The 24,657-nt window shown below is 36.9% G+C and carries 27 protein-coding genes; 18 read left to right on the top strand and 9 right to left on the bottom strand.

The window, feature by feature from the left end; translation table 11 throughout:
• Positions 1–27: 27 nt before the first annotated feature.
• The gene (locus ACNQGS_RS19025; RefSeq protein WP_491488718.1) at positions 28–624 is read right to left on the bottom strand and encodes a hypothetical protein; all 597 of its coding nucleotides are present in this window, start codon (positions 622–624) and stop codon (positions 28–30) included.
• A 166-nt stretch (positions 625–790) separates the two neighbouring features.
• On the opposite strand from ACNQGS_RS19025, the gene ACNQGS_RS19020 reads away from it, so the two are divergent.
• From ACNQGS_RS19020 to ACNQGS_RS19010, 3 genes are all read left to right on the top strand, one after another.
• Positions 791–1,180: a cupredoxin domain-containing protein gene (locus ACNQGS_RS19020; protein WP_491488717.1), complete on the top strand. Its 390-nt coding sequence runs from the start codon at positions 791–793 to the stop codon at positions 1,178–1,180.
• Between the two features lie 245 nt (positions 1,181–1,425).
• On the top strand, positions 1,426–2,214 hold the full coding sequence (locus tag ACNQGS_RS19015; RefSeq protein WP_491488716.1) for a hypothetical protein: 789 nt from the start codon (positions 1,426–1,428) through the stop codon (positions 2,212–2,214).
• Between the two features lie 5 nt (positions 2,215–2,219).
• Positions 2,220–2,678, top strand: a complete 459-nt coding sequence (locus ACNQGS_RS19010; protein WP_491488720.1) for a hypothetical protein — start codon at positions 2,220–2,222, stop codon at positions 2,676–2,678.
• A gap of 127 nt (positions 2,679–2,805) precedes the next feature.
• Here ACNQGS_RS19010 and ACNQGS_RS19005 read toward each other — a convergent pair whose 3' ends face one another.
• On the bottom strand, positions 2,806–3,762 hold the full coding sequence (locus tag ACNQGS_RS19005; protein WP_491488715.1) for an ABC transporter permease subunit: 957 nt from the start codon (positions 3,760–3,762) through the stop codon (positions 2,806–2,808).
• Between the two features lies 1 nt (position 3,763).
• Positions 3,764–4,609 (bottom strand): ABC transporter permease subunit, encoded by an 846-nt coding sequence (locus ACNQGS_RS19000; RefSeq protein ID WP_491488714.1) that lies wholly within the window; start codon positions 4,607–4,609, stop codon positions 3,764–3,766.
• A gap of 218 nt (positions 4,610–4,827) precedes the next feature.
• Here ACNQGS_RS19000 and ACNQGS_RS18995 point away from each other — a divergent pair, with 218 nt between their 5' ends.
• Both ACNQGS_RS18995 and ACNQGS_RS18990 read left to right on the top strand, forming a co-directional pair.
• Entirely contained in the window at positions 4,828–5,496 is a 669-nt protein-coding gene (locus ACNQGS_RS18995) for a TerC family protein (RefSeq protein WP_491488713.1), read from the top strand.
• 357 nt (positions 5,497–5,853) lie between these two features.
• Complete coding sequence (locus ACNQGS_RS18990; RefSeq protein WP_491488719.1) at positions 5,854–6,702, top strand: DUF1002 domain-containing protein; 849 nt, start codon at positions 5,854–5,856, stop codon at positions 6,700–6,702.
• 9 nt (positions 6,703–6,711) lie between these two features.
• Here the strand turns inward: ACNQGS_RS18990 and ACNQGS_RS18985 are convergent, their stop codons facing one another.
• The gene (locus ACNQGS_RS18985) at positions 6,712–6,858 is read right to left on the bottom strand and encodes a hypothetical protein (RefSeq protein ID WP_491488712.1); all 147 of its coding nucleotides are present in this window, start codon (positions 6,856–6,858) and stop codon (positions 6,712–6,714) included.
• Between the two features lie 74 nt (positions 6,859–6,932).
• Between ACNQGS_RS18985 and ACNQGS_RS18980 the strand changes: the two genes are divergently transcribed.
• The 5 genes from ACNQGS_RS18980 (at position 6,933) to ACNQGS_RS18960 (ending at position 11,491) form a co-directional block, all read left to right on the top strand.
• Positions 6,933–8,051, top strand: coding sequence for a cysteine desulfurase family protein (locus ACNQGS_RS18980; protein ID WP_491488711.1), 1,119 nt, complete (start codon positions 6,933–6,935; stop codon positions 8,049–8,051).
• A gap of 149 nt (positions 8,052–8,200) precedes the next feature.
• Positions 8,201–9,307: a glycosyl hydrolase family 18 protein gene (locus ACNQGS_RS18975; protein WP_491488710.1), complete on the top strand. Its 1,107-nt coding sequence runs from the start codon at positions 8,201–8,203 to the stop codon at positions 9,305–9,307.
• Positions 9,308–9,418: 111 nt separating this feature from the next.
• Positions 9,419–9,982: a CBO0543 family protein gene (locus ACNQGS_RS18970; RefSeq protein ID WP_491488709.1), complete on the top strand. Its 564-nt coding sequence runs from the start codon at positions 9,419–9,421 to the stop codon at positions 9,980–9,982.
• Between the two features lie 15 nt (positions 9,983–9,997).
• The gene (locus ACNQGS_RS18965) at positions 9,998–11,014 is read left to right on the top strand and encodes a DUF3231 family protein (RefSeq protein ID WP_491488708.1); all 1,017 of its coding nucleotides are present in this window, start codon (positions 9,998–10,000) and stop codon (positions 11,012–11,014) included.
• Between the two features lie 99 nt (positions 11,015–11,113).
• Positions 11,114–11,491 (top strand): SET domain-containing protein, encoded by a 378-nt coding sequence (locus ACNQGS_RS18960; RefSeq protein WP_491488707.1) that lies wholly within the window; start codon positions 11,114–11,116, stop codon positions 11,489–11,491.
• Between the two features lie 161 nt (positions 11,492–11,652).
• Here the strand turns inward: ACNQGS_RS18960 and ACNQGS_RS18955 are convergent, their stop codons facing one another.
• On the bottom strand, positions 11,653–11,871 hold the full coding sequence (locus ACNQGS_RS18955) for a hypothetical protein (protein ID WP_491488706.1): 219 nt from the start codon (positions 11,869–11,871) through the stop codon (positions 11,653–11,655).
• A gap of 231 nt (positions 11,872–12,102) precedes the next feature.
• On the opposite strand from ACNQGS_RS18955, the gene ACNQGS_RS18950 reads away from it, so the two are divergent.
• Positions 12,103–12,873, top strand: a complete 771-nt coding sequence (locus ACNQGS_RS18950) for an SDR family NAD(P)-dependent oxidoreductase (protein ID WP_491488705.1) — start codon at positions 12,103–12,105, stop codon at positions 12,871–12,873.
• A gap of 128 nt (positions 12,874–13,001) precedes the next feature.
• On the opposite strand, the gene ACNQGS_RS18945 is transcribed toward ACNQGS_RS18950, so the two are convergent.
• Positions 13,002–13,775, bottom strand: a complete 774-nt coding sequence (locus ACNQGS_RS18945) for an MBL fold metallo-hydrolase (protein ID WP_491488704.1) — start codon at positions 13,773–13,775, stop codon at positions 13,002–13,004.
• A 629-nt stretch (positions 13,776–14,404) separates the two neighbouring features.
• Between ACNQGS_RS18945 and spoIIP the strand changes: the two genes are divergently transcribed.
• Positions 14,405–15,556, top strand: coding sequence for a stage II sporulation protein P (spoIIP, locus tag ACNQGS_RS18940; RefSeq protein ID WP_491488703.1), 1,152 nt, complete (start codon positions 14,405–14,407; stop codon positions 15,554–15,556).
• A gap of 191 nt (positions 15,557–15,747) precedes the next feature.
• On the opposite strand, the gene ACNQGS_RS18935 is transcribed toward spoIIP, so the two are convergent.
• Complete coding sequence (locus ACNQGS_RS18935) at positions 15,748–16,179, bottom strand: hypothetical protein (protein WP_491488702.1); 432 nt, start codon at positions 16,177–16,179, stop codon at positions 15,748–15,750.
• A gap of 444 nt (positions 16,180–16,623) precedes the next feature.
• Here ACNQGS_RS18935 and ACNQGS_RS18930 point away from each other — a divergent pair, with 444 nt between their 5' ends.
• The 5 genes from ACNQGS_RS18930 (at position 16,624) to ACNQGS_RS18910 (ending at position 23,124) form a co-directional block, all read left to right on the top strand.
• Positions 16,624–18,471: a PAS domain S-box protein gene (locus ACNQGS_RS18930; protein WP_491488701.1), complete on the top strand. Its 1,848-nt coding sequence runs from the start codon at positions 16,624–16,626 to the stop codon at positions 18,469–18,471.
• Positions 18,472–18,614: 143 nt separating this feature from the next.
• Positions 18,615–18,785: a hypothetical protein gene (locus ACNQGS_RS18925; protein ID WP_491488700.1), complete on the top strand. Its 171-nt coding sequence runs from the start codon at positions 18,615–18,617 to the stop codon at positions 18,783–18,785.
• Positions 18,786–19,066: 281 nt separating this feature from the next.
• Entirely contained in the window at positions 19,067–20,611 is a 1,545-nt protein-coding gene (locus tag ACNQGS_RS18920) for a spore germination protein (protein ID WP_491488699.1), read from the top strand.
• Positions 20,611–21,771, top strand: a complete 1,161-nt coding sequence (locus ACNQGS_RS18915; RefSeq protein WP_491488698.1) for a Ger(x)C family spore germination protein — start codon at positions 20,611–20,613, stop codon at positions 21,769–21,771. The genes ACNQGS_RS18920 and ACNQGS_RS18915 overlap by 1 nt, the downstream gene beginning before the upstream one ends.
• A gap of 225 nt (positions 21,772–21,996) precedes the next feature.
• Positions 21,997–23,124: a GerAB/ArcD/ProY family transporter gene (locus ACNQGS_RS18910; protein ID WP_491488697.1), complete on the top strand. Its 1,128-nt coding sequence runs from the start codon at positions 21,997–21,999 to the stop codon at positions 23,122–23,124.
• Between the two features lie 30 nt (positions 23,125–23,154).
• Here ACNQGS_RS18910 and ACNQGS_RS18905 read toward each other — a convergent pair whose 3' ends face one another.
• Positions 23,155–23,511 (bottom strand): hypothetical protein, encoded by a 357-nt coding sequence (locus ACNQGS_RS18905; protein WP_491488696.1) that lies wholly within the window; start codon positions 23,509–23,511, stop codon positions 23,155–23,157.
• A 193-nt stretch (positions 23,512–23,704) separates the two neighbouring features.
• Here ACNQGS_RS18905 and ACNQGS_RS18900 point away from each other — a divergent pair, with 193 nt between their 5' ends.
• Entirely contained in the window at positions 23,705–24,082 is a 378-nt protein-coding gene (locus tag ACNQGS_RS18900; RefSeq protein ID WP_491488695.1) for an FAS1-like dehydratase domain-containing protein, read from the top strand.
• 161 nt (positions 24,083–24,243) lie between these two features.
• Here the strand turns inward: ACNQGS_RS18900 and ACNQGS_RS18895 are convergent, their stop codons facing one another.
• Entirely contained in the window at positions 24,244–24,438 is a 195-nt protein-coding gene (locus ACNQGS_RS18895) for a hypothetical protein (RefSeq protein WP_491488694.1), read from the bottom strand.
• Positions 24,439–24,657: the final 219 nt, after the last annotated feature.

Raw genomic sequence — 24,657 nt, 5'->3', positions numbered from 1 at the left:
AGTCCGAAAACGAATGTTTTCGGACTTTTAGATTTTTTCTTCTAGTATTTGCTTACGGGCTTGGACGGCTGTTAGTAATTTATAACCTCTTAACGTAGGTATCATAATTTCGAGCAGTGCAACCGCCTCTTTCTTTTTCCCTTCAAAAACGGCTTGATCGACTTCTAACATCTTTAAAAGGAACCTGTCATTTATCTTCCCTCTGTATTTTTTGAATGATTCGGCGTCCTCTTCCTGAATAGCGATATCCGACAAAGCGTACCACTTTGTTTTATGCCCACTCATGTTCGTAAGGAGTTTTTTTGCTTTTCCATATTCTTTCCGCTCCATTAAAAGCATCAATTCAGAGCCTTGTTTCGCTTTTTTCATACGGATCTTTTCCAGCCATTGCTCCGCGGCCGATAGGTCCCCTTGAAGAAAATGGTACAAGAATTGTAAATGAGGCGCTTTTGATTTTTTTATGTACGCCATTATCTTTTCGGGATCTTTTCCAAACACAAGCGGGTTACGAATGAAAATGAAAATAATCATGACCGCAAATACGCCATACATAATCCAGATCGGAACCTGAAAAAACCCCATCACTAAAGCAATAACAAAAACAACCAACAAAAACCAAACCATAGGATCCTCCATCAAACAAGTTTTATCCTTATTTTACCGCATTATTTTGAAAGTAAGTTGGCCAACAATTCGATTGTCCATTTAAAAGTAAGAACTTATCTAAGTCCATAGGTGATAATATTTTATGATTTAGAAAAAAATAGTCTAAGGAAAGGAGGGATTATGAATGTCTGTGAAAAAGTGGCTAACAGGCTTGGCCGTTATGATGACGATGATTTTGGTAGTGACAACTCTAGGCTCACTCAGTGCTTTTGCCGAAACCGGCGTCTTAACACCGCCTATTGAGTCAGGGAAACCCATAGTGGTCGAGTTGAACGATGATTACTTTAAACCAGAAGTCATCACGATTCCGAATGGAAGTACGACAACGTTACTATTGAAAAACAAAGGAAAGAAAAAGCACACCTTTACGGTGGAAAAGCTCAAGATTGACGCCGAAGTCCTGCCGGGAACAGAAAAAACCATTACTGTGAACCCGAAAATGTCTGGTACATATGACCTGATATGCCGGTACCATTTACAGGAAGGAATGGTTGGAAAAGTAATCGTCAAATAAAGCGGGGCCTAACGGGCCTTGCTTTTTTTTATGTAATTCTGAATTACATACTTACCTAAATAACATCATGACCGCAAATTTTCCTCCGCAAATGGGACCAGAATTGTCCTCTTCACTTTGTGACCCATCATCCTGTTGCGAACTAATCTACTTAAAGTAACGGGGCAGGTTAGCATAATAATGGCTGGAATAAATATATTCCACATTTGGAAATATATTATAAATCGTTCCTGAAGGTGGATTAGATGAACAACTATACAAATGATAATACGGCGAGACGGTATAAAGCCCATGTCAGTATTTTTGGCACCTCCCAATTGCATTTAAGAAATCCTTATATCATTGCATGGTGGTCCGCCGCATTTCCTGGATTCGGGCATCTGTTATTATCTAAATATCTTAGAGGATATGCATTATTTATTTGGGAAGTGGTTGTTAATATTAAAGCACATGTGAATTCTTCCATGATTTATTCCTTTCAGGGGAATATTGACATGGCAAAAGAGGTGTTAGACACAAGATGGCTTCTTATGTATATCCCTGTTTACCTTTTCGGTATTTGGGACAGTTACCGGACCACAGTCGATATGAATAAGGTCTACCTTTTAGCCGAGCGAGAGGAACACCGTTTTAATTCTTTTTCATTAGGAGCTTTAGAGATTAACTACTTAGATAAGCGAAATCCCATTCTTGCCGTTATGTGGTCGGCTTTTATCCCTGGGCTGGGGCAGCTTTATATACATAGGATTTTAACTGCTTTCTTTGTCATCGTATGGTTAGTAATATTTTATTATTTTTCTCATGCTCAAGAAGCTGTTGTACTTTTATTTTTAGGAAAAATAAAGGAAGCAACTGACGTGTTAAATCCAGAGTGGCTTCTTTTTATCCCTTCACACTATGGATTTGCAGTTTTTGATTCTTATATGAATACGGTTGAGAATAATAAACTTTTCGAAAAAGAGTTACGAAATCATTTAACCGAGAATTATCAAGCGGAGGGCTTCAAAATACTAAAAGGACAAAAAGTGAAGTGATAAATGTGCAGGTATTTTCAACATTTGAAACCTCTGTATTTTTAGAAATGGCTATTTCAACGCTAGAGAAAAAGGGGATCCATAAAGATAGCATATTTGCAGTCCCTCTGGACAATAGAGCGGAAGAACGAAAAATTTTTGATAACATTCATCGCTCAGACGGAACAAGCCTGATTGATATTGGAATGGGGCTTGCCACTGCATTTTCAGTGATTGGAGCCAGTATTGGATTTAAATTAGCTTGGGGACCAATTTATTGGGGACTGATAGGTGCGTTTGTTGGGTTTGTTCTTGGGTTTGCTATTCGGCTTTTTATGGAATTAGTTATAAAGAAAGAGAAAAAGGTTTTAAAAGGAAAACATTCTGAAGTAATCTTAATTGTTGATTGTGAAGAAGCACAAGTTGAATTAGTAGAAGACGTCCTTTGGAGCCATTTTGCATTAGGAGTAGCAAAAATAAGATGATTCGTTATTTTTCTTCACTTAAAGCCGCTTTATTTGATTAACATTGTAGAGCCCAAATAAAAAGTGATGGAAAGACCATCACTTCTTTTGTTTGTAGTAAGAATACATTTACCAGCTACATCATCCTTTAATTGCTTTTTTTAATATACGCATTGGAAGTAATTGCAGATCTACGATTAAAATAGGCTTCCAAGGAATCATTTATAAAAGCCATACTTAATGCTGTGCATACAAAGAACATGATTGGAACTAATACCATCCAATGGTAGGAATAAAGGTAGCTAATGCTGCCGCCAATCACTCCCGACCATTCATATGAAAGCGAGAGTGGGGGAGTATCAAGGTCTCCATATGGGACGTCCGTACCACCGAAGAACAGACTCATAAAGCCAAGATGGGCTAAAAGCTGGAGAACTTGGATGAATTGTTGGCCAAATAGTAATATCCATTTCTCATAAACGTGTGGAACAATATGTTTAAAAAACAAATAAACTTTACTCCCACCCATTGTTTTGGCGGCCTCAATAAACTCTTCCTTTTCAACAAGCCTCATTTCACTTGAAAGATGGACCGTTAAATTGGGAGTAGCAATAATGACTAGAATGAATGTCTCAAATAATGCCCGTTGCCAAAAAAGTGAGGAAAATCCATCAATGGGCTCCCATAAAACACTATGAAGGATAAAATAGGCAATAATTGTCTGGGGAACGACCGAAAAAGGTTCAAAAATAACTTTAATCATATCGTAGATTCTCGGCTTTAACGGATAAATGATGGCACTCAAAACTAGCGAAAACAATAGGCGAAGGCCTGTTACAATAAAGGTAATCCCAATTGTCCATTTTGCTCCTTCAATCATCATATGCCCCAAGTTATAACCGAATCTGTCCGTACCAGTAATAAACACAGTGAATGGCGGATAAGGTGGTGTGTCTTTTAGATTCCCTTTATCATCAAAGATAAACTTAAACTGTTCAATCTCACCATTATTGACAATAGTATTTAAAAAACTCAATGTCAGCAAAGTGACCAGAAAAAGAACACTAATGACGAATCTTTTCTTTTTTAATAAAAATATAACCATATCATCTATTATCCTTTCTATTCGAAAAGCTTACCCATTCATAAACCCGATAGAGTAGAAACAATGGAACGAAAATCAGCAGGCATCCGATAATAAATGGATCGGACCCCAATAACATGGTACGTGACAAACCGTTTAAATTAAATAAATAATCGATGACTAGCAATGTGGAAAGCATGGACCAAAAGATCGTTTTGGAGGATCCAAACATACTCTCGATAATATTTCTAATGACATGGACATTCAAGATGTAGGAAAACTTTAATCCTTTGGCTTTAGCCAGCAGAATGTAGTTCTTTTCCAATTCCTCCTCAATGTGGAGAATTAATATTCTTGTCACATAAAAGCTGATCGGAACACCTAAGCAAATGACTGGCAGGAGAACGGCTTTTTCCCTGACAGATACGACCTGTGCAAGCTTTATTCCCGTTTTCTTAAAAATGATAATTACAGTAAGTTGGAGCAAGAGAATCAGCATCAAATCTGGTATGGATTCGGCTGCCTTCAGAAGATTTTTCACCCAATGCATTTTATTTTTAAAAAAGAAAAAGGTAAGGTAGGAAAGGAAGACAGCAATACTACAGGCAAGCAGAAGCCCAAGACCAAATAGTTTCATAGATTCCAAGTATCGTACCAAAATAATAGGAAACAAAGAGTTTTTGCCATCAATCTTAAATTCTCCGAAGGTAAAGAGCTTAATGTTCAAATCCGAAACGGCATGTAAATAATCCGTTAGGTTAAAAGATAAATTTTGTAATAATATTGGAAAAGTCGTAATGAGAATCAAAATCTCTACACCAATCAAGCAATGCAAAATGAAGTAAAATATTTTTTTTATGACGTTCATAGGGACTCCTCTTTTATTAAATATGGGAATTTAATACAGTGTTAGTAATAATTAGACGACCATAATTCAAAAACGTTTCATTCTAAAAAACTCCTTTTAAATGGTTCGAGCAAATTGAAACTATGAAAGAAAATTTTTGTCATTATATAAAATCAGGTCTTTATTCAACTTCAAATTAATATAATGGCTTAGTTAAACTTAAGCCAGAGGTGGTTAAATTGGAGATATTCGGTTTGTCGTTCACGGTGCTTTTGGAGGTTATTTTAATCAATATCGTATTAAGTGGCGATAACGCAGTGGTAATCGCTATGGCGGCTCGTAATGTTCCAAAGAAACAACAAAAGAAAGCAATCTTTTGGGGCACAGTTGGAGCCATTATTTTACGATTAATTTTTGCAGTAGCAATAGTGTACCTACTAGAGTTACCATTCTTAACTTTTGCTGGCGGCCTTCTTCTCGTATATATAGCCATTAAACTATTAGTTGATGAGGGTGAAAATCATCAGAGAGTAGGCGGGTCAAGTTTAATTTCCGCCGTGAAAACCATTATTACTGCTGATGCTGTGATGTCCCTTGATAATGTACTAGCTATTGCCGGTGCCGTTAAAGGAAATTTAGCTGGGATTTTCATTGGAGTAATGGTTAGTATCCCAATCGTCGTTTTTGGAAGTCAATTCATATTAAAAGCCATGGAAAAGTACCCGATGATCACCTATGCTGGTGCTGGAATATTAGCGTGGACAGCAGGTGAAATGATGGTAGGAGAACCAAAATTCCAGCCAATTCTCCCAAACGATTTTCACTTATTGGTACCAACTGCTATTACAGTTCTTGTTATAGGTTTTGGATATATCGTTTCAAAGATAAATACAGCTAAAGAAGGCTAAATGAAATATAAGGTTAAAAAGGACAACGATAGGATTAAACTGCTGTCCTTTTTTGCTTGGTGAAATCATATTGGGGGCCATGGAATACATCTGGAACCACTTTGGTCTTTACTCTTTTTGTGATAAAAAATGGGGCGGTAAAGAAATCGTACTCTAGCTGTAACATTATTATCCACTATGTAAATACCTTAATAGAATTGGCATAATTGTTACTGATTCTTATAATGAAATGCCAAACCTCTGGTGTTATGATAAGGCAAAGCCAAATTTTCAGGAGGTATTTTTATAGAAAAGATACTCATCCAATGAAAAATGGCGCTTTAAGGAGGTTTTATTTTGAAACTCAAATTAAAGGCAATGTTTCTTGCTATAGTGATGCTTGTCTCGATCCCTTCAATCTGCCTTGCAGATGCATCAGAAGGAGATGTCATTGTTACTTTAGGAGAAAACTTAACACAACAGCAAAAGAATGATATGTTAAGCGAGTTAGGGGCACCGGAAAATGTACAAATGATTACCGTATCTAATAAAGAAGAACATGAATATTTAGGGGAGTTTATTCCAAAGTCACAAATAGGTAACCGAGCTATTTCATCAGCAAGTATCACGATTGGTGCCCAGGATTCCGGGTTAAAGGTTCAAACGAACAATATTACATGGGTTACGGACGAAATGTATAAAAATGCATTGATGACAGCAGGTGTTAAGGATGCAACAATCAAGATTACTGCACCATTTTCTGTATCAGGTACAGCTGCTTTAACTGGAATTATGAAGGCTTATGAAACGACGACAAATAAAGAAATTCCTGAAGAAGTCAAAAAAGCGGCTAATGAAGAAATGGTGAAAACCGCAAAGCTTGGTGATTCCATTGGAGCGGACAAAGCCGCTGAGCTTATGGGAAAAGTCAAAGATGAAATCGCCAAAAATGATCCGAAGACAGAAGCTGACATACGTGAAATTATTCAACAAGCTGCCACGGAGCTTGGGATTACTTTAACAAATGAAGAGTTAAATATGTTAGTAGATTTCTTCAACAAACTGAAGGGAATGGACATTGACTGGAACCAAGTAAAGAACCAGGTAAGTGAAACAGCAGAAAAAGTCTCCACCTTTTTACATTCAGATGAGGGGCAATCATTTTTACAAAAGCTGCAGGATTTCCTAAATCGGACAATTGAAGGGATTCGTGCCCAATTTAATTAATTTTACATGCTACTTTTCCTTATTGACCAGAATGGTCCTCTTAACTTTGATACCCATCATCCGCTGAGCTGTAATGGATTGGCGGGTATTTTTTTGAATAAGGGGAAGAACGCTGCGGAACTTGTTATAAATACCGAGCTCTCGTAAAATAAACATAGATTAAACTAGTAGAACAGTATGAAAGTTTACTTGGGAAATGGGAATCCTCCGGGGAAGGAATGAATCGGTAAATGCAACAAATTTATTTGGACTACAACGCCAGTACACCTCTGGCTCCTGAAGTAATCGATGCCATGATGCCGCTCCTGCATGACTATTATGGAAATCCATCAGCGCTGCATTGGGCTGGGACACCAGTGAAAGAATTGTTACAGAACGCAAGGGAACAAGTTGCCGGATTAATTGGCTGTTCTCCGAGGGAAGTGATTTTTACAAGTGGGGGAAGTGAGGCCAATAACCTCGCATTAAAAGGCTATTATTTTAAGAATAAAAGCAAAGGCAACCATATCATTACATCAAAAGTAGAACATCCAGCTGTGAAAAATCCATGCCAATTTCTCGAACAAATCGGGGCGAGGGTTACGTACGTAGGCGTTGATCAATACGGGAGAGTGTCAGTGGAAGAAATTGAACGAGCCATCACGAAGGACACTATACTGATTTCGATTATGCATTCCAACAATGAAACCGGGACTTTACAGCCGATTCACGAGATTGGGAACCTTGCAGAAAGGCATGGGATTGCCTTCCATACGGATGCTTCTCAATCAATCGGGAAAGTGCCTGTTAATGTGAAGGAGTTAAAAGTCGATATGCTGACCATCGCAGGCCATAAGCTATATGCTCCTAAAGGAATTGGAGCGCTTTATATTAAAGATGGAATCCAACTGGAACCACTGATTCATGGGGCCGGTCATGAATTCGGGCTGCGGGCAGGGACGGAAAATACCTTGTTGGCAGTGGGATTGGGAAAAGGATGTGAAATCGCTGAAAGCCATGTGGGAAATAGCTCATTAAAAGAGCTGACGGATTATTTTTGGAGCGGATTAAAAGTCGGGTTTGGGGACGGCGTTCAGTTAAATGGACATCCTGAGGAGCGTCTGCCCAATACATTGAACGTAAGTTTTGTCGAAAAAATAGGCCAAGATTTGCTGGCGACGATCCCACAGTTAGCGGCCTCAACCGGTTCGGCTTGCCATGCCGGCAGCATCGAATTATCACCGGTACTAAAGGAGATGGCTGTTCCTGAAAAGGTTGGAATGGGGGCCATCCGCTTTAGTTTGGGCAGGTATACGACGAAGGATGACATCGATCAGGTATTGCAATGGTTAAAGGAAACGATAGATTAAAGGAAACTGGGACAACAGCGAGATTCGACTGTTGTCCTTTTATTTTATTTCAAAATGAGGCAAAAGAACCGTCCCCATGCCTCACTCGTGAATAAGTTACACCTTTTCTAATCAAGTTAAGTAATATACTAATTGGAAGAAGGTGTATTATGACGAAGTATGGTTATTGGTCATTCACCATCGTCTATTTATGCATAGCCTTATTAATTATGTCCTCGTGTGGTCAGTCGCAAACAAAAGGGGTGGACAAAAAGGAGAAAACTCCTCGTGAAGTTTTAGGTTTCTACACCGAACAGGAAGGAACGTATCCAGGGTCGCAGCCGACTGTGGACTCACAATTCAAAAGTTTAAGCAGCATCGCTCCCTTTTGGTATAAGTTAGACGATAAAAGTCCGGGAAGTCTTATAAGTTCCGTTCCAGCAGATCATAAGACAAATGTTATTCAGAGTGCTCATAGTAAACACCTAAAGGTATATATGGTTGTACATAATCTCTTTTATGAAACCGTTGAGAAGGGCAAAGAGGTTGCGGGTAATGTCCTCGATAACGATAATAACCGCAATGTTTTCATTCAGAACTTACGCAATGAAGTCACTCAGTTTAATTATGACGGTATTAATATTGACATGGAAAATTTGAATTTGACTGATCGAGATTCCTTTAGTCTAATGATAAAAGAATTGTCTGACGCACTTCATCGTGATGGAAAAATAGTGACGGTTTCAGTCCCGGCAAACACAGGTGATTCCCGTGCTAATCCCTGGTCACCGTGGTTTGATTACGAAAAGCTTGGTCAATATTCAGATGGGTTAATGATTATGACGTACGATGAACATAACCCAAGAACAAAACCAGGCTCAACAGCATCAGTCGATTGGACAGAGGCAACGATTCGTTATGCTTTGAAACATAAAGTACCACCGGCAAAAATTTTACTCGGTATCGCTGGTTATGGATGGGACTGGGATACAACAGCAGGCAAAGGCAAGTATAGCTCATATGAAGAGTTAATGGGTCAGAAAACAAAATATAAAGCTAAAGTTCTATGGGACTCCCGTTCAAAAACACCTCATTTCAGTTATGTCGATCAAGAACAACATAGCCACCAGGTGTGGTTTGAGAATAGCGAGAGTCTTAAGTTAAAGCTAGATCTTGTAGAAAAATATAACCTACAGGGAATCGGGATGTGGCGGCTCGGCTTAGAAGACCCAAAGTATTGGACGACGATACCGAAGAAAATAAAAGTAAAAAAGTGATGGAATGGTCCTCCAAAATCTGAAACCCGGGCATGTGGTAAATTGCACAGGCCAGTATTGAATAGGAAAAATATAAAAAAGGGGATAATAATAACCATCTGATACGAGAGAGTGAAGAAGTTGAAAGCAGCCTATCCAAGTTATGATGAAATTCAAAAAGTCGAATATAAGTTAACTGAAATGAAAAATGAATATTGGCTTCATCATGATTTGTTTACATTTCAATGGTGGCTGCTTTTGATAATTTTTATTCTTCCATGGATTATATGGTGGAGGTACGTTGATAAAGCTAGATTAAAGGAAATTGTACTTTTTGGCACTTTATTAATGCTTTTGGTTGGACTGTTGGATGATATAGGTGCTAATCTTCACCTGTGGTCATATCCCTATAAATTGTTACAGGTGATACCAAGATTAGTCGCAGTTGACTACGGAATACTTATCGTGGCCCATATGACGGTTTATCAATTCTGCAAAACATGGAAATCATTTATCATTGTTAATATAGTTATGGCAACTATTTTCACCTTTATATTTGAACCTTTGACAGTCTGGCTTAACATTTATAAATTAGATAACTGGAAATACATCTATTCGCTTCCAATATATGTTGCAAAGGCTGTATTTATAAAATGGTTAGTTCAAGAAATAAATCGAAAATCTAAATATATGTGATGGAGTTGGGGATTTATGGCAGAACACGTACCCAAAATAACATCTGCGGAAATTTCGATGTTATGGAGTACCTATATTGGTGACACCATGTCTATTTGTATTTTAAAACATTTTTTACAAACTTGCGAAGATCCGGACATTAAACCAATTATTAAACTTGCTCTAAAGTTTTCCCTTGACCATGTGGCACAAATATCGGATTTATTTACAAAAGAAGGCATTCCTATTCCTAATGGATTTGGAGAACAGGATGTGAACTTGCAAGCAAAGAAGCTTTTTTCGGATATCACGTATTTGCGATACTTGCATCATATGGGTAGAACGGGATTGAATTCCTATAGTTTGGCTAAGTCAATCTCTGCCCGTAAAGATGTCCGTAACTTATTCAAACAGTTTTACAATCAAACCGAAACGCTATATGACCGTAATACAGAACTGATGCAGGATAAAGGGATTTTTATCCGATCTCCTTATATGGCCTATCCTGATAAAGTTGAGTATATAACAGAGAGAAAGTTCCTTGCTGGGCTAATAGGTCATCGGCGACCGCTCCTGGGAATAGAAATTGCCCATTTAGGAATTAATATCGAAGTGGCAAATGTGGCGAAAACAATGCTTTTAGGATTTAGCCAAGTCGCTCAATCCAAAAAAATTAGTGACTACTTTAAAGATGGATATGAATTAGGAAAGAAAATGGTGGAAGATTTTATGATAAAACTAAAAGAAGATGATAATTCATATCCCTCTACATGGGATTCTACCATTACCAATAGCACTGACCCACCTTTTTCCGATAAACTAATGTTATTTCATACAAGTGCACAAAGTGCCATTGGTATTGGAGATTTTGGACTTGCCATAGCTGCATCATTGCGAAAGGACTTAACTGTTAATTATGAAGGCTATATTATTAGAGCCGGGACCTATGCTCAGGAAGGTGCAAAACTCTTAATTGATCATGGATGGTTTGAAAAACCTCCCCAATCGATTGATAGAGAATCACTTAGAAATCAAAATATAATGAAAAGGTAGAATACATCATTTTAAAAAAGAACGTAAAAAAAGGAGCATAATATTTAATTTAATGTTAAAGTTTAGTAAGGAAATTTTAAAGATGAATAGGAGAACAACATGATTGAAATAAAAAAATCTCCACTAAGTGATGGAGAATTCGATAGAGGGGTATTTGCTACACGTGATATCAAAAAGGGAGAGCTTTTACATGAAGCACCTGTCATTGCATATCCAAACGAAGAGCATCAATACATTGAGAAAACCCTGCTTGCTGATTACGCTTTTGAGTATGGGATCAATCATTCTGCGATCCTTCTAGGTTATGGAATGTTGTTTAACCATTCATACGAGCCTAATGCATTTTATGAGATTAATTTTGATAACCACACCTTTGAATTCTATGCTTACAAAGATATAAAAGCAGGGGATGAGATTCTAATTAATTATAATGGGGAAGTTGATAACAAAGATCCACTGTGGTTTAATCAGGACTAGTTATTTTGATTCATTAATTTTTGTAAGAAAAAAATGGATAGAGATGCACAAGTAAAAAAGAAATGGCTCTATTTTAATGAGTCATTTCTTTTTTATATACAAAATCGTTGATAAATTAGATGCAATTATAACTGCAATTTAAAGAATCCCTTACTTTCTAATTACACACCTTTTCCAATATCACGTATTGGTGCTTGTAATGGAACAGACGGTGGTGCCAAAAGTGGAGCGACAGTCTCTCCGATTGTCGTATATCCGACTGGAGTAGTTTTTGGTATCGTTGCAGCTGACCCCGTACCAATTTGCAAAATTCCCGCATTGGCGATAATCCCGATTTTCAAAAACCTGATTTCAAATGTTTGTTCGAGATAACGATCCATATTTATCACCCGAAATCATTATATGCTGAGAATTTAACTTTAAGATTCTTTTTGGTTGAATTTTATTGATTTGGACCTATTCTATTAAAGTAATAAACTACTTTTCAATAAATTGTCACTTATTTCTGTAAATTCAATATTAGTAATTATCTGAAAAAGGTTATAATGGTCTTGTGATGTTACTAAATTTTGTAAACCTCTTTTAATAGTAAAAAAGGAAGGTGAAATGAGATGAGTAAGTTAAATGATCGTGTTGCGCTAATTACAGGCGGGGCAGGCGGAATTGGAAAGGAAACGGCCAAACGGTTCTTACAGGAAGGAGCTAAGGTTGTTTTAGTTGATTTGCTGCTAGAATCCCTTGAACAGACTAAAGCAGAACTGAGTCAATTTGGCGATGTACTTATTGTCCAAGCAGACGTATCAAAAGAATCGGACGTTCAAAACTATGTGAAACAAACGGTTGAACGTTTCGGAAAAATCGATATTTTCTTCAATAATGCAGGAATTGAAGGGAAAGTTCAGCCAATCATGGAAACGTCCCTTGAGGATTTTGAAAAAGTCCAGCGCGTTAACGTGAATGGTGTTTTCTTAGGATTAAAGCACGTTCTTTCTGTTATGACGAAACAAGGATACGGCAGTATCATTAATACATCTTCTGTAGCGGGACTCGGAGGCACACCAGGTGTTGCTCCATATGTTACAAGTAAACATGCGGTAATTGGGTTGACCAAAGTGGCAGCACTTGAGGCAGCTGGAGCTAACGTTCGAGTGAATTCCATTCATCCATCGCCTGTTAATACGAGAATGATGCGTTCTTTAGAATCTGGATTTAGTCCGGAAAACCCGGAAGGTGCAAAAGACCAATTTGCCAAAAGTATACCTCTTCAACGGTACGGAGAAGTAGCTGACATTGCTAATTTAGTTTTATTCTTAGCTTCTGATGAGAGTTCTTTCATCACAGGTGCCCAATATCGAATTGATGGCGGGATGGGGGCACTTTAATCCAAAACAAAACCTCAAACTTATACTTTAGTTTGAGGTTTTGTTTTTTTGAAAAAGAGAATTGGTGCCCCGAACAGAGAAAAGTTGGCCGGTTTGGCAGCCAATAAATCGAAACAAAAAAGTACAGATTAAGTATCAAACAACGTTCCACTTAACGCATCAATATACCTGTCCGCTGACTTCTGAACGGCTATTTTGGCATCTATTTTGACTATGCCATGAAAAGCATTATACAATCGGTCAAATTCTAATTCTTTTACAATATTGGCCATCTCACGCACTTTCGATGCAGGTAGTGGGATCAGATTAGGGTAACTATACATAAAGCTAACCCAGTTTTTATCGGCGACAACTTGAATGATATCACCTGAGAGTAAAATCCCCTTTTGATTATTCCCATCTTTCCATTCCAAAACTGACCCGCCCTTAAAATGCCCGCCTAAACGATGGATAACAATCCCTTTATGTAATTCCAGGGAGTCACCTGACCAGAAAATTATCTTATTGCTCTGCCTCATGACCCACTCCTTATCATCCTCATGTATATAAATCGGCACATCGAATAGCTCTGCCCATTCAACTTGTGCAGAGTAATAATGTGGATGGGATAGAGCAATTCCCTGGAGTCCACCCAAATCCTTTATCTTTTTAACGGTTCTTTCGTCAATATAAGTAATACAATCCCATAATAAATTGAAACCTGCACCTTGGACCAAATAAGCAGTTTGGCCAATTCCGAACTTTGGACTTGTGGTTATGCTAAATAGACCTTCTTCCTCAAAAGTAAACCTATTATGATAGCCTTCAGTAACCATTTTCTCCAACGTGGTCCACGACTGCCCATTCGGATTTACATACTGCCTTTCCTCATTACAAATCGTACATTGTTCTGGTTCTGCCATTGAACTTTCATACTGAACACCACAAGTCTCGCAAATATAATTTTTCAGAGGTAACCCACCCTTTCCCAAAAAAAAGGATATACACAAAATTATATTTAAAGGATTTTTCGAATAGACTTACACTTAAAACTTTTTACATTATATTCCAGTTACTTTGCTTTACTAGATAAACTTATTAATAATTTTATTATGTAGACTAAAAAAATGGTAAGAAAAATACCATGAAATGAATCTGTAACATAATTAAAATATGCATGTTCTAATTTTCAGAATATAATGTAACTACAATAGTTGCTAAATGAAGTTGGTGGTTTTTAAGGGCAAAACAGTGGAAAGGGGGCATGATTGATGGATATTTGTATTTCATGTGGCGAGGAATTATCAGTTATGGAGAGGAATCGTGCGGAATGCTGGGAATGCAAAGATAAAACATCGGAAGCATATACAGAAGGAGAATGACATTGTAATGGATATTTGTGTGATACTCTAAAAAGCCAGCTTGCCTTAAAGGTGCTGGCTTTTGCTTTTCACACCTGTAATAAAGTAACTATATTGTAATAATAAAAAACTCTATTTTTCCTCCTAAACTCCTTATTCACTCATACACATGAGATAAGGAGGTAATTCCATTGAATCCGCTAAAAATCATCCCACTAAAATTTATTTATCGTTCTATCCTAGTTGTTCTATTAATGTTCTTCACTATTTCATTGGTTGTTGTGTTAAAAGTAAATATTACTTCCCTAAAAATGAGTAATTCTATCGGAATTTTAAATGGACAGAAACTCTTTGTTGAATTTTTCAAATCTGAGAACCATTCCTTTTTCCGAAAATTGAATACTCCTGTTTTTACCATACCAAAAATCACAGATGTAGCGTTTCAAATAGCAACCACTATCAAACCAACAGATATAAGAACGTACTTAGGCAATGAAATACCTGGATTAAGAATGCATGAAACAGAGATTGTCGTAGCAGGGGAGGGGACTAACCTAAGGAACCTTCCGAAAGAATCTGCTCCTCCAAATAAGGCATTATTAAAGGAGAGACAAGCATCTGAAGAGAAATTAAAAGAAAATCAAGGCAGCGATGATGGCCAGCTTAAAAATCCAAAAAACAAAACTGTATTTATTTATCAATCCCATAGCTGGGAGTCATTCCTTCCAGTTTTAAAAGATGCAAAAACACCTGACGATGCCATAAGCTCGGATGAAAGAGTAAATGTCATTGGGTTAGGAAATCGATTAGCTCAAGATTTAATGAGTAAAGGAATCGGAGTTGAGCATGACAAAACCAATATGACACAAGAATTACTGAAAAAAGGGTGGGAATCAACAAAAGCATATGTAGAATCCCGAGAGATTGTCGAGGCGGCCGCAGCCAATAACAATCAATTTAAATATTTCATTGACATTCATCGTGATTCCCTAGGGAAAGAGACCACTACTAAAACGATTAATGGTAAAAGCTATGCAAGGCTCTACTTTGTAGTAGGAAAAGAAAACAAAAACTACCTCGAAAATCTGGAGGTGGCCAAAACACTGAACAGAGAGTTAGAAAAAAAATATCCTGGAATCAGTAGAGGGGTATTTCTAAAAACGTATAAGGATGGGAACGGTGTATACAATCAAGATTTATCAAATAAAGCAATGCTGCTGGAAATTGGTGGAGTAGATAATAATTTGAGCGAGCTGCATAACACCATCGATGTATTTGCAGAAATACTCGCTGACTATTATTGGAAAACAAATGGATCAAACGAGGTGAATGCAAATGGTTAAGCAGCTTCCATCCTCTATAAAATGGCTTGTTTTTACCTTCTTTAGCAGTTTATTATCTTTCTACTTGACCGGCTTATCTGAAATAACCGTTAGTTCTTTCATTACAGGGTTTATTTTTTCAGTGGTATATTTATATAGAAATAACTTATAAAAAAAACAAACAGATTCATCAAATTGATGGTCTGTTTTTATCAGGTTTTTACCTGGGAATGTTCTTTTCGTTCTTGTAAAATTTCTTGGATAATTTCGATATGAACAGAAGCCCAGGATTTTTCATGAAAATGGACAATCACGCTTATGGTAAGTATGAATGCGTAGGCCAAAACAAAGTAAACCCAAAGTATACTGCCTTCTTTGAAGAGGAATTTGTGCAATTGCTCTGAAAATAGAAGCAATAGCCACGGACCAGAAGAGACAAGAATCGGAATGATGCCGGAGCCATTTTTCTCCTTTATCATACTTAAATATATTTTTTTTAATGTTTGGCTATCAATCGGTAGGTAAAAGTTTTGAATTTGTTCTATTTGGTGAATTTCTTTTACTGATTGAAATGGCTGTTCATGATTTTTTGCCCTTTTTAGTTTCAGGTAAATTTTATGAGCATCTCCGCGAAATGAAAACATATTGAAACACTTTCCTTCATCAAATATCATACTAGAAAGGCTTTGCAAATATGTATTCATCTATGCATGTCCGATAAACCTTTATTTCATTTTCTAGGCTGTGGGCTATGTATTTGGTGGTACTTTTTCATATAGATGATCATATTTGAAGGAAACGCTTGAATATTCTACCAATAAAATTTATAATAAAGTTGGATAAAAGAATTAATGCTTTTATCAAAATTAGGGATTATTTGCTTACGGAAATAAACTACAGGCCCAATTAGCCTGCTATTATATTGAAGTTATCGGTATGGGACCCAAAATTGATCTTTGTTTCGTTTAACTGCATAAAGGCCGAAGTGAGTTAGACAATTTGATTGAGCTAGACACAAGCCAAAATAGGAGTAGCAGCCTATTTTGGCTTTTTTTGTACCATTAGGGGAAAGGAACTGATAAAAAAATATGAACAGTCCAGTGGAGGGAATAAAAAGTGAAAAGCGGTTCTTATTAAATAAATATTTAGAAGAATGGGTTAGCAGCAATAAAACACAGTTTTATGGTAATCAGGATGCCATCATAGTAGTAGATTTAGAGGGCAATATTCTTCAAGTAAACCCACTCTATGAGGAACTTTCAGGTTATTCGTCCGAAGAGGCTCTTCTAATGAAATTTCAAACACTTTTCCCCATAGAAAGTTTGGATAGGATTTTCCATTACTTTCATAAAACTGCATTAGGTCAGGTCCAAAACTATGACTGCTTAATGATAAGCAAACACGGGCCAACAGTTGATTTAAATATCACGAATATTCCAATAAGCGTGGACGATAAAATAGTTGGATTATATGCAGTTTTAAAAAATATCACAGAGTTAAAAAGAACACAGGCAGAAGTAAGACAAATTGAAGAATTTCATCGAGTATTAACAGATAATATTCTTGATATCATTTTAGATACAAACCTGTTAGGAACTATTCTCTATGTATCCCCGGCAGTGAATCACCTTCTTGGATATGAACAAGATGAAATAAAAGGCCATCACATATCATCATTTTTTCATGAAGATGATGTGCAGCGAGCTTTGTTAGACCGTAATAAGTTGTTAAATAACCTAAAAGGCTATAATAGAGGGTCCTACCGATTCATCAAAAAAGATGGAAGTCTGATATGGCTGGAGGCTATATGTAAGCCAATATTTGACCCAGATACACAAAAAATATTAGAGGTGGTCACGGTTCTTCGGGATATCTCAGAAAGAGTAAAAGCAGAAGAAGATCTCAGAAGCCGAAAAAAGGCATTTCGTAATTTAATTGAAAAATCTCCAGATTCAGTCATAATCGCTAAAAATGATAAAATTTTATTTGTTAATGAAACAGGTGTTGGCTTATTAGGTGCTTCAAGCTCTGAAGAAATCATTGATACATCCATTTTGGACTATTTGCATTCCGATCATGGTAAAAAAGCGAAAAGAAGAATGAAGAGAGTCTTTAATGGAGATACAACGGAGTTCACGGAGTATAAAATTAAGCGTTTTGACGGTACACTTTTGGATGTAGAAATAAAAGGGATCCCAACTTTTTTCCAAAGTCAGTCTGCCCAACACCTCATTGTTCGGGATATTACGGAAAGGAAAAGAACACAAGAACTTATTGTTAATTCTGAAAAACTATCTATAGCTGGACAATTAGCTGCAGGAATTGCCCACGAAGTCCGCAACCCACTTACAGCCATTAAAGGGTTTATGCAATTAATGGAAGTGCCGTTAGAGAATACCGCATACGTGGAAATTATAAAAAGTGAGATAGATAGGATTGAACTCATTTTAAGTGAGCTATTGATTCTTTCCAAACCACAGGATGTAAAATTTAATGTAGAAAGCTTAAATTCAATAATACAAGAAGTAAAAACCTTAATTGACACCCAAGCTATTATGCAAAATATCCAAATAGAATTGGTTAATCAGATTGGTAACTTGAATATCAGTTGTGATAAAAACCAATTAAAACAAGTTGTTATCAATTTTTTGAAAAATTCTTTAGAGGCAATGCCGAATGGTGGAACCATTCTAATTGATATGCGGGAGCAGAGTAAGAATAAGGCAAAAATAACTATTCAAGACACAGGAACAGGAATCCCAAAACATATTCTTAAGAAAATCGGTCAACCATTTTTTACAACAAAAGAAGGCGGGACGGGATTAGGAGTAATGATTTCTAAGCAAATCATTGAGAATCATAACGGTAGTTTACAGTTTTGGAGCGATAAAAAGGGGACCATCATCGAAGTCATATTGCCTTTAAATAATAAATAATAAGGCCTCATAAATGAGGACCTGTAAATTTAAAAAATGGAAACGCTTTAGCAGGAGTTTTTGGATAATTGGAGAATTTTTATATTAGCAATAAATTTTCAGAAAATTATTTAAATACTATCTGAACAAGGAGTGGTTTTCACATGCATTATGTATACAAAACAGGAATCTATCAGAATTCATCAAAGCAGCGTTGGGAATACTGGTATGTTGGACCAAATGAGTTACGAATCCTTGTTTCATGGTTGAGCTGGAATGCATTTAAAGAATATGAAACATGGGAGAAAAATTGCTTAGTGGAGAAAGCAGGATAGTATCTCAAACCTAATCATGTTAGCCAGCTTTTTCTATAAATAGTGGTGAAAATAATGGGGAATTTACTACGAAACGCTGTTCAGTTAAAGTTGAAACATTTAATTAACAAGCTTATTAAACAAGGAATTTATAAAAAAATAACAAGCATCTTTATGAATTGACATTGTACATATTTTTTGAAGCAAAAACGGAGAATCAATTAATTCTCCGTTTTTTTATGTTAGAAAAATACTTTTACGAAAAAAGGGAATTCTAACAAAAAGTTCGTGGAGTGAGACGGATGTCGTTTTTTTCAAAATTGAAAGGGTTGCAGCAAACCCATAAGGAAAATAAAAAAGTTTTTCTAGGTGCGGATTTTGATTTGCGAATGGAATGGTTTAAAGACACCTTCCAACAAAGTATTGACATCACTTTTCACGAATTAACAGCCAATCAAACGCGCTGCGGCATTGTGTTTATACAGTGTATGGTGGATCAGCAAACATTCGATGAGCAAGTGCTAAAATATATTGTTTCACCCCATTTTGCTTCATCACCAAGTGAATTGATTCATAAAATTCTGGATTTACAGGCCATAAGTACAATGTGTACCACCATCCTTTCTGATATGGAGGAAGCAGCAGAATACATCTTAGATGGAAAAATTATTGTTTTTTTCGAAGGCGACAGTCGGATGATCGCCTTTCCATTAACAGACTTTGAAAAGCGAACCGGCAGTGAAACCACGAATGAAAATGTCATCAGGGGGCCAAGAGAGGCATTTTTGGAGGATATCCATACGAATGTTACCATGGTTCGCAGAAGAATAAAATCCCCTGCCTTAAAAATGGAACAACTTGTTATCGGAAAATATACAAAAACAAAGGTCATTATTAGCTATATTGAGGGGCTTTGTCGAGATGATTTAATAGCAGAAGTGAAACAAAGAATAAACAGGATTAAAATCGATGGCGTTTTAGCGAGCAGCTATATTGAGGAGTGTATTGACGATCGGCCCTTATCACCGTTTCCTCAATCACAAAAAACTGAACGGCCGGATGTGGCGGCCGCAGCCTTATTGGAAGGCAGGGTGGTTATTTTTGTGGATGGTGATCCCATTCCACTTATAGCACCTGTGAATTTTTACATGTTTCTTCAAGCTGCTGAAGATTATTATCAACGGTATTTTCTTACTAGTTTTATCCGCTTGCTTCGCTATGGCTGGTTAATCGTTTCGCTGACCTTCCCATCCTTTTATATTGCGATTACCACCTTTCATCCGGAAATGATTCCTACTAGTTTATTATTAAGTGTTGCTGCATCACGGGAAAATGTCCCGTTTCCAAGTATTGTGGAAGCATTACTGATGGAACTAGCTTTTGAAGGTTTACGGGAAGCAGGGATTCGCACTCCAAAAGCGGTAGGGCAGGCAATTGGGATCCTTGGTGCGATTATCATCGGACAAGCAGCCGTACAGGCAGGAATTGTTTCTGCTATTATGGTGATCATTGTTTCGATTACCGGGATTGCCTCCTTCGTCATACCAGGTTATGATTTAGGATTTTCCGTCCGGCTGCTTCGCTTTCCACTTATGTTTTTAGCGGGTACATTTGGAATATTCGGATTAATGATTGGTGTTATTTTAATTTATATTCATGTGGTAAGCTTGCGTTCGTTTGGCATGCCCTATCTTTCACCAACAGCACCGCTTAGAACTAGCGATTTAAAGGATATTTTCATCCGAGCTCCATGGTGGCAGATGCAGCGCCGGCCCTCCTTTTCCGGGTCAAATGATCGTATTCGCTCTGATATCAAGAAATCCATACCCGGGGATGATGAAGATTAATGAAAAGATTCAAATGGCTCATCTTGTTATGCCCATTGCTTTTAACTGGCTGCTGGTCACAATTTGAACTGAATGAACGCGCTTTTGTCTCCGGCATCTACATTGATAAAGCTTCAAATGGCAACATGGAGATAAGTCTATCTTTTGCCCTGCCTAATCGCCTTGTTCCTGGTGATCTTGGCGGAGCCGGTACGACTGGTAAACCATATACGATTCAATCTGCAACTGGAAAAACATTTACGGAAGCCTATAAAAAAATACAATCCACCCTTTCTAGAAATATTAGCTGGGGACATACGAGGATCATTATTATCAGCGAGGAAATGGCTAGGGACGGTATCAGGGATATATTGGAATTTGTTCTCCGCGAACCAAATTTGAATATCAATCAATCTATATTAATTGCACCGGGAAAAGCAAAAGATATCGAAACATTGACTCCAATATTTGAACGATTTCCAAGCTCCATTCCCATGTCATTTGCCCAAAGAAAGGTGACCATCGATACAACACCAAAAGACTTCCTTGAAACAACTAGCGGTGATATGATTGTCGGTCTTTTATCAAAGAAAACGATAAAAATGCTTAGTGAGGGCGGGAAAGAGGGGCTTTTTGTCAAACCAGGGGAGATGGCTTTATTTCATAATTATAAAATGGTTGGGAAATTAGACGCAAAAGTGGGCCGAGGAGCGTTCTGGCTTCGCAACCTGATAAAAGGTGCCGAAGTAACTATAAAAGCCCCGGAAGATCAACAGTTAATCAGTTTATTAGTCATGGACGCACATACAAAGATCCGCCCATCTAAAAAAGATCCGTTCACTTTTAATGTGGATATAAAAGCGGAAGGGAATATTTCTGAATCTCAATCCAAAATGAGTTTAACAAATGAAAAACAAATGGTGCAACTTGAGCATGTAGCTGAAAAGCAAATCCGGAATAGAATTAAAGCCACTTTAAAGGCTTCTCAAGAGGTTAAAGCGGATGTTTTCCAATTCAGTGAATACTTATCCTGGCACAAACCAAAAATATGGAAAATGGTTAAAAAAGATTGGCCTGAATCTTATCATGAAAAAGTAAAAATCAATGTTCAGGTTAATTTGCATATTAAACGACTTGGTGCTGAAAACAATTCATTCTGGGAAAAGGAAAAAAGTTTATGATTTTAATTATTTTCGGATTTCTCATTATCTTTGGATATGAGTGGACGTATTTAAAAAGTAAAAACCGGAAAAAAAGAACCTATTGGATTGTCCTTTGTACCCTAGGTGCTTCCTGTATTTATTGCATTTCTACTGTATTATTCGAGCATATGCCCAGTCCAAGTGATATGATTCAGTTCCTTTTTGAACCGATTCAACAGAAAATTTTTGGTTAGGTGGACTCCTTTGAAGACAGATCAGATCACTCAAAATCAATTAATGCTTTTTTTCATTCTTTTTTATTACTCCACATTGGTTGGATTTGCAGCGAGTCACCTGATTTACCTATCTCAATACGATTCAGTGCTTGTGATTTGTATAAGCGGTTTAGCAGGAATTATTCTAGCCTATTTTGTCATAAAACTTGCGAACCGAAGACCAAACGAATTTTTCGTTCACTATGGTAGTAAGATACTTCCCAAATGGATTCATATTCCAATTATGGTGTTTTTCTTCGTCTCCTTCCTGCAAATTAGTGGAATCATACTAAGAGAATATGAAGATTTCATCGTGCAGACCTATCTCCCAAGAACACCTAATTGGGCGGTTGGCTGCATGTTTGGAATGGTTGTTGCGGTCACAGCACGTTTAGGGTTTGAAAATTTATTCCGGATTGCCCAAGGGCTATTTTATCTTGTGATTCTAGGGAATATTGGAAATGCGATTTTTATTGGTAAGGAATTACAATGGGACCGCTGGATCGCTTTTGTTACGAACCATAGCGGACAAGGAATCTTTAACGGCAGCTTCCAGACAGCTCCATCTTTTGGAGAAGTGGTTATTTTACTCTTTATATTTCCATATTTAACTCAAAAGCATAAAACCCTAAAGTCAATCATTTGGGCAACTTTTTTTGCTGCTATATTTATTGGACAAAATATTATTTGGCTATTATTACTTTTTGGTCCGAATTTAACCAGTCATCTTACCTATCCGATGTTAGAGATGATTCGCTACATTCGAATTGCGGATTTCATTCAAAACTTGGATCATTTATTAATTTCGATTTGGGCAACAATGGTTTTTTTAAAAGTGACCGTTTTTTTTACTATTTCAGTTCAAATTCTCGCCCATCTATTTTGTTTAAAAGATCACCGCCCTTTGACGTATTCGTTAGCAGCAGTTATGGTCGCATTATCTATAAACACGGCAAGCGGAACTGCAGAACTAACTAGCTTTTTATATAACGAATGGCCTATTTTTTTATACTTTTTAGAGTTCATACCTTTCCTATATTTATTGGTGGACACAATAAAACAGTCCAATAAGAAAAACAATAATAGAAAACAAATGGAAGATTTAAAAGTGGAATGAAATCGGCATTTTTTGGGTGGCGGTCATGACTCATTTCTTAAAGAAATTTTTTACGTAAGTTGAAACGTCTTTAAATATGGGTTCATATAGTTTATATGTTTTAACTGCCTCATCAACGGTTTCCATGAGCAATATAATATCTATTTGGTTAAGAAGATGTTCGATTTGGCTGTACTGGTTGTGATCCTGTAGGTGGGTATGGGAACCGTTTGCACCAAACAACCAAGGATCCCTTTGTGGTGCATGGGAAGGTTCATGGTGGTCTGGGAATTCTTCTGTTTGAATTGGATTATCTTCTTCGCGGGCTCTTCGTTTCTTCCCGAACATTAGATTTGTAAAGGGATCGCCATCATCCTGTGGAGGCTTGTGTTCTTTCTCAAACTCCATAATGCTTTTATCTTCCTTTCATACCGTTTTCTTCTACAATAAAATATGAATTGTTTTTAATCGTGGTGTGGACAAAAATCTAAGCCCATCGCTTGTAGGTATATTACTGGTTGAAAAAACATGGTAAAAATTGTTCGAATCTTCTGTGTTGCCTATACTAATATTAGTATTAAATTCAAGGGGGGAGACCTGATTGGCAACAAAAGTAGGAGACATCATTACGTTTGAACGGACATTCAAACAAGAAGATGTTGAAATGTTTACAAAAGTATCTATGGATGAAGGGAATCATCATATTACTCCTGATGAACAGGGGAGACTTGTAGTACAAGGCTTGTTAACTGCTACATTACCAACAAAGGTTGGCGGAGATTACAATGTGCTCGCACGTACGATGAATTTTGAGTTTTTAAGACCAGTTTTTACGGGAGATACGATAATTTGTGAAGTAACAATTGAGCAGTTTGAAAAGCAAGAGAATAATAGAACTGCCATTATGGCAACTTTCTTATGCACAAATCAGAATGAGAAACAAGTGTTGAAGGGAAACTTTGCGGGCGTGATATTATGAGATTAATATTTCTTTGACTTTACGGCTTTAGCCTATTGGAATCCAGATAACAACAATATTTACGAAACACCAAAAAAAAGACGTATCGAACAATAGCTAGTTCGTACGTCTTTTTTGCGTTTAAATTTGTTTTTGAAGCTTAAAGTTACTCGTTAAGAAAATTATGCTGGTTTGCCAGTAGATTCAATCTGAGCTTTTCTTTTTTCTACTAAATCAACAGTTAGTTGAAGTGTTTCATTGTTGATTTTCGGCAGGTGTACTCGTTTAATCGGAGGAATTCCGTTTATATTGAAAAAAGTAGTGGTAAGGAGTGGGAATAGGAGGAGATTTTCCGTTAAAATAACCTGAAAAGCCATAAAATCATAGAAATGTATACTCTAACAGGAAAAAATCCGCTTATTTGAAAGGAAAAATGTGAATTTCCTGATTTAGCAGGAATCTTTCCGCCTATTTTCAATGCGATAAAATCAACATCCACCTTTAACAAGGACATTATTTTATAAAATAATTCTATGAAAAATTGGGCTATAAAAAAATAGGTGTGCAAAAAGTAAACGCATATTTAACTGTTATTT

The sequence above is a fragment of the Neobacillus sp. PVCKKU3 genome (assembly GCF_058323225.1).
This window is presented reverse-complemented; position numbering and strand designations above follow the sequence as displayed.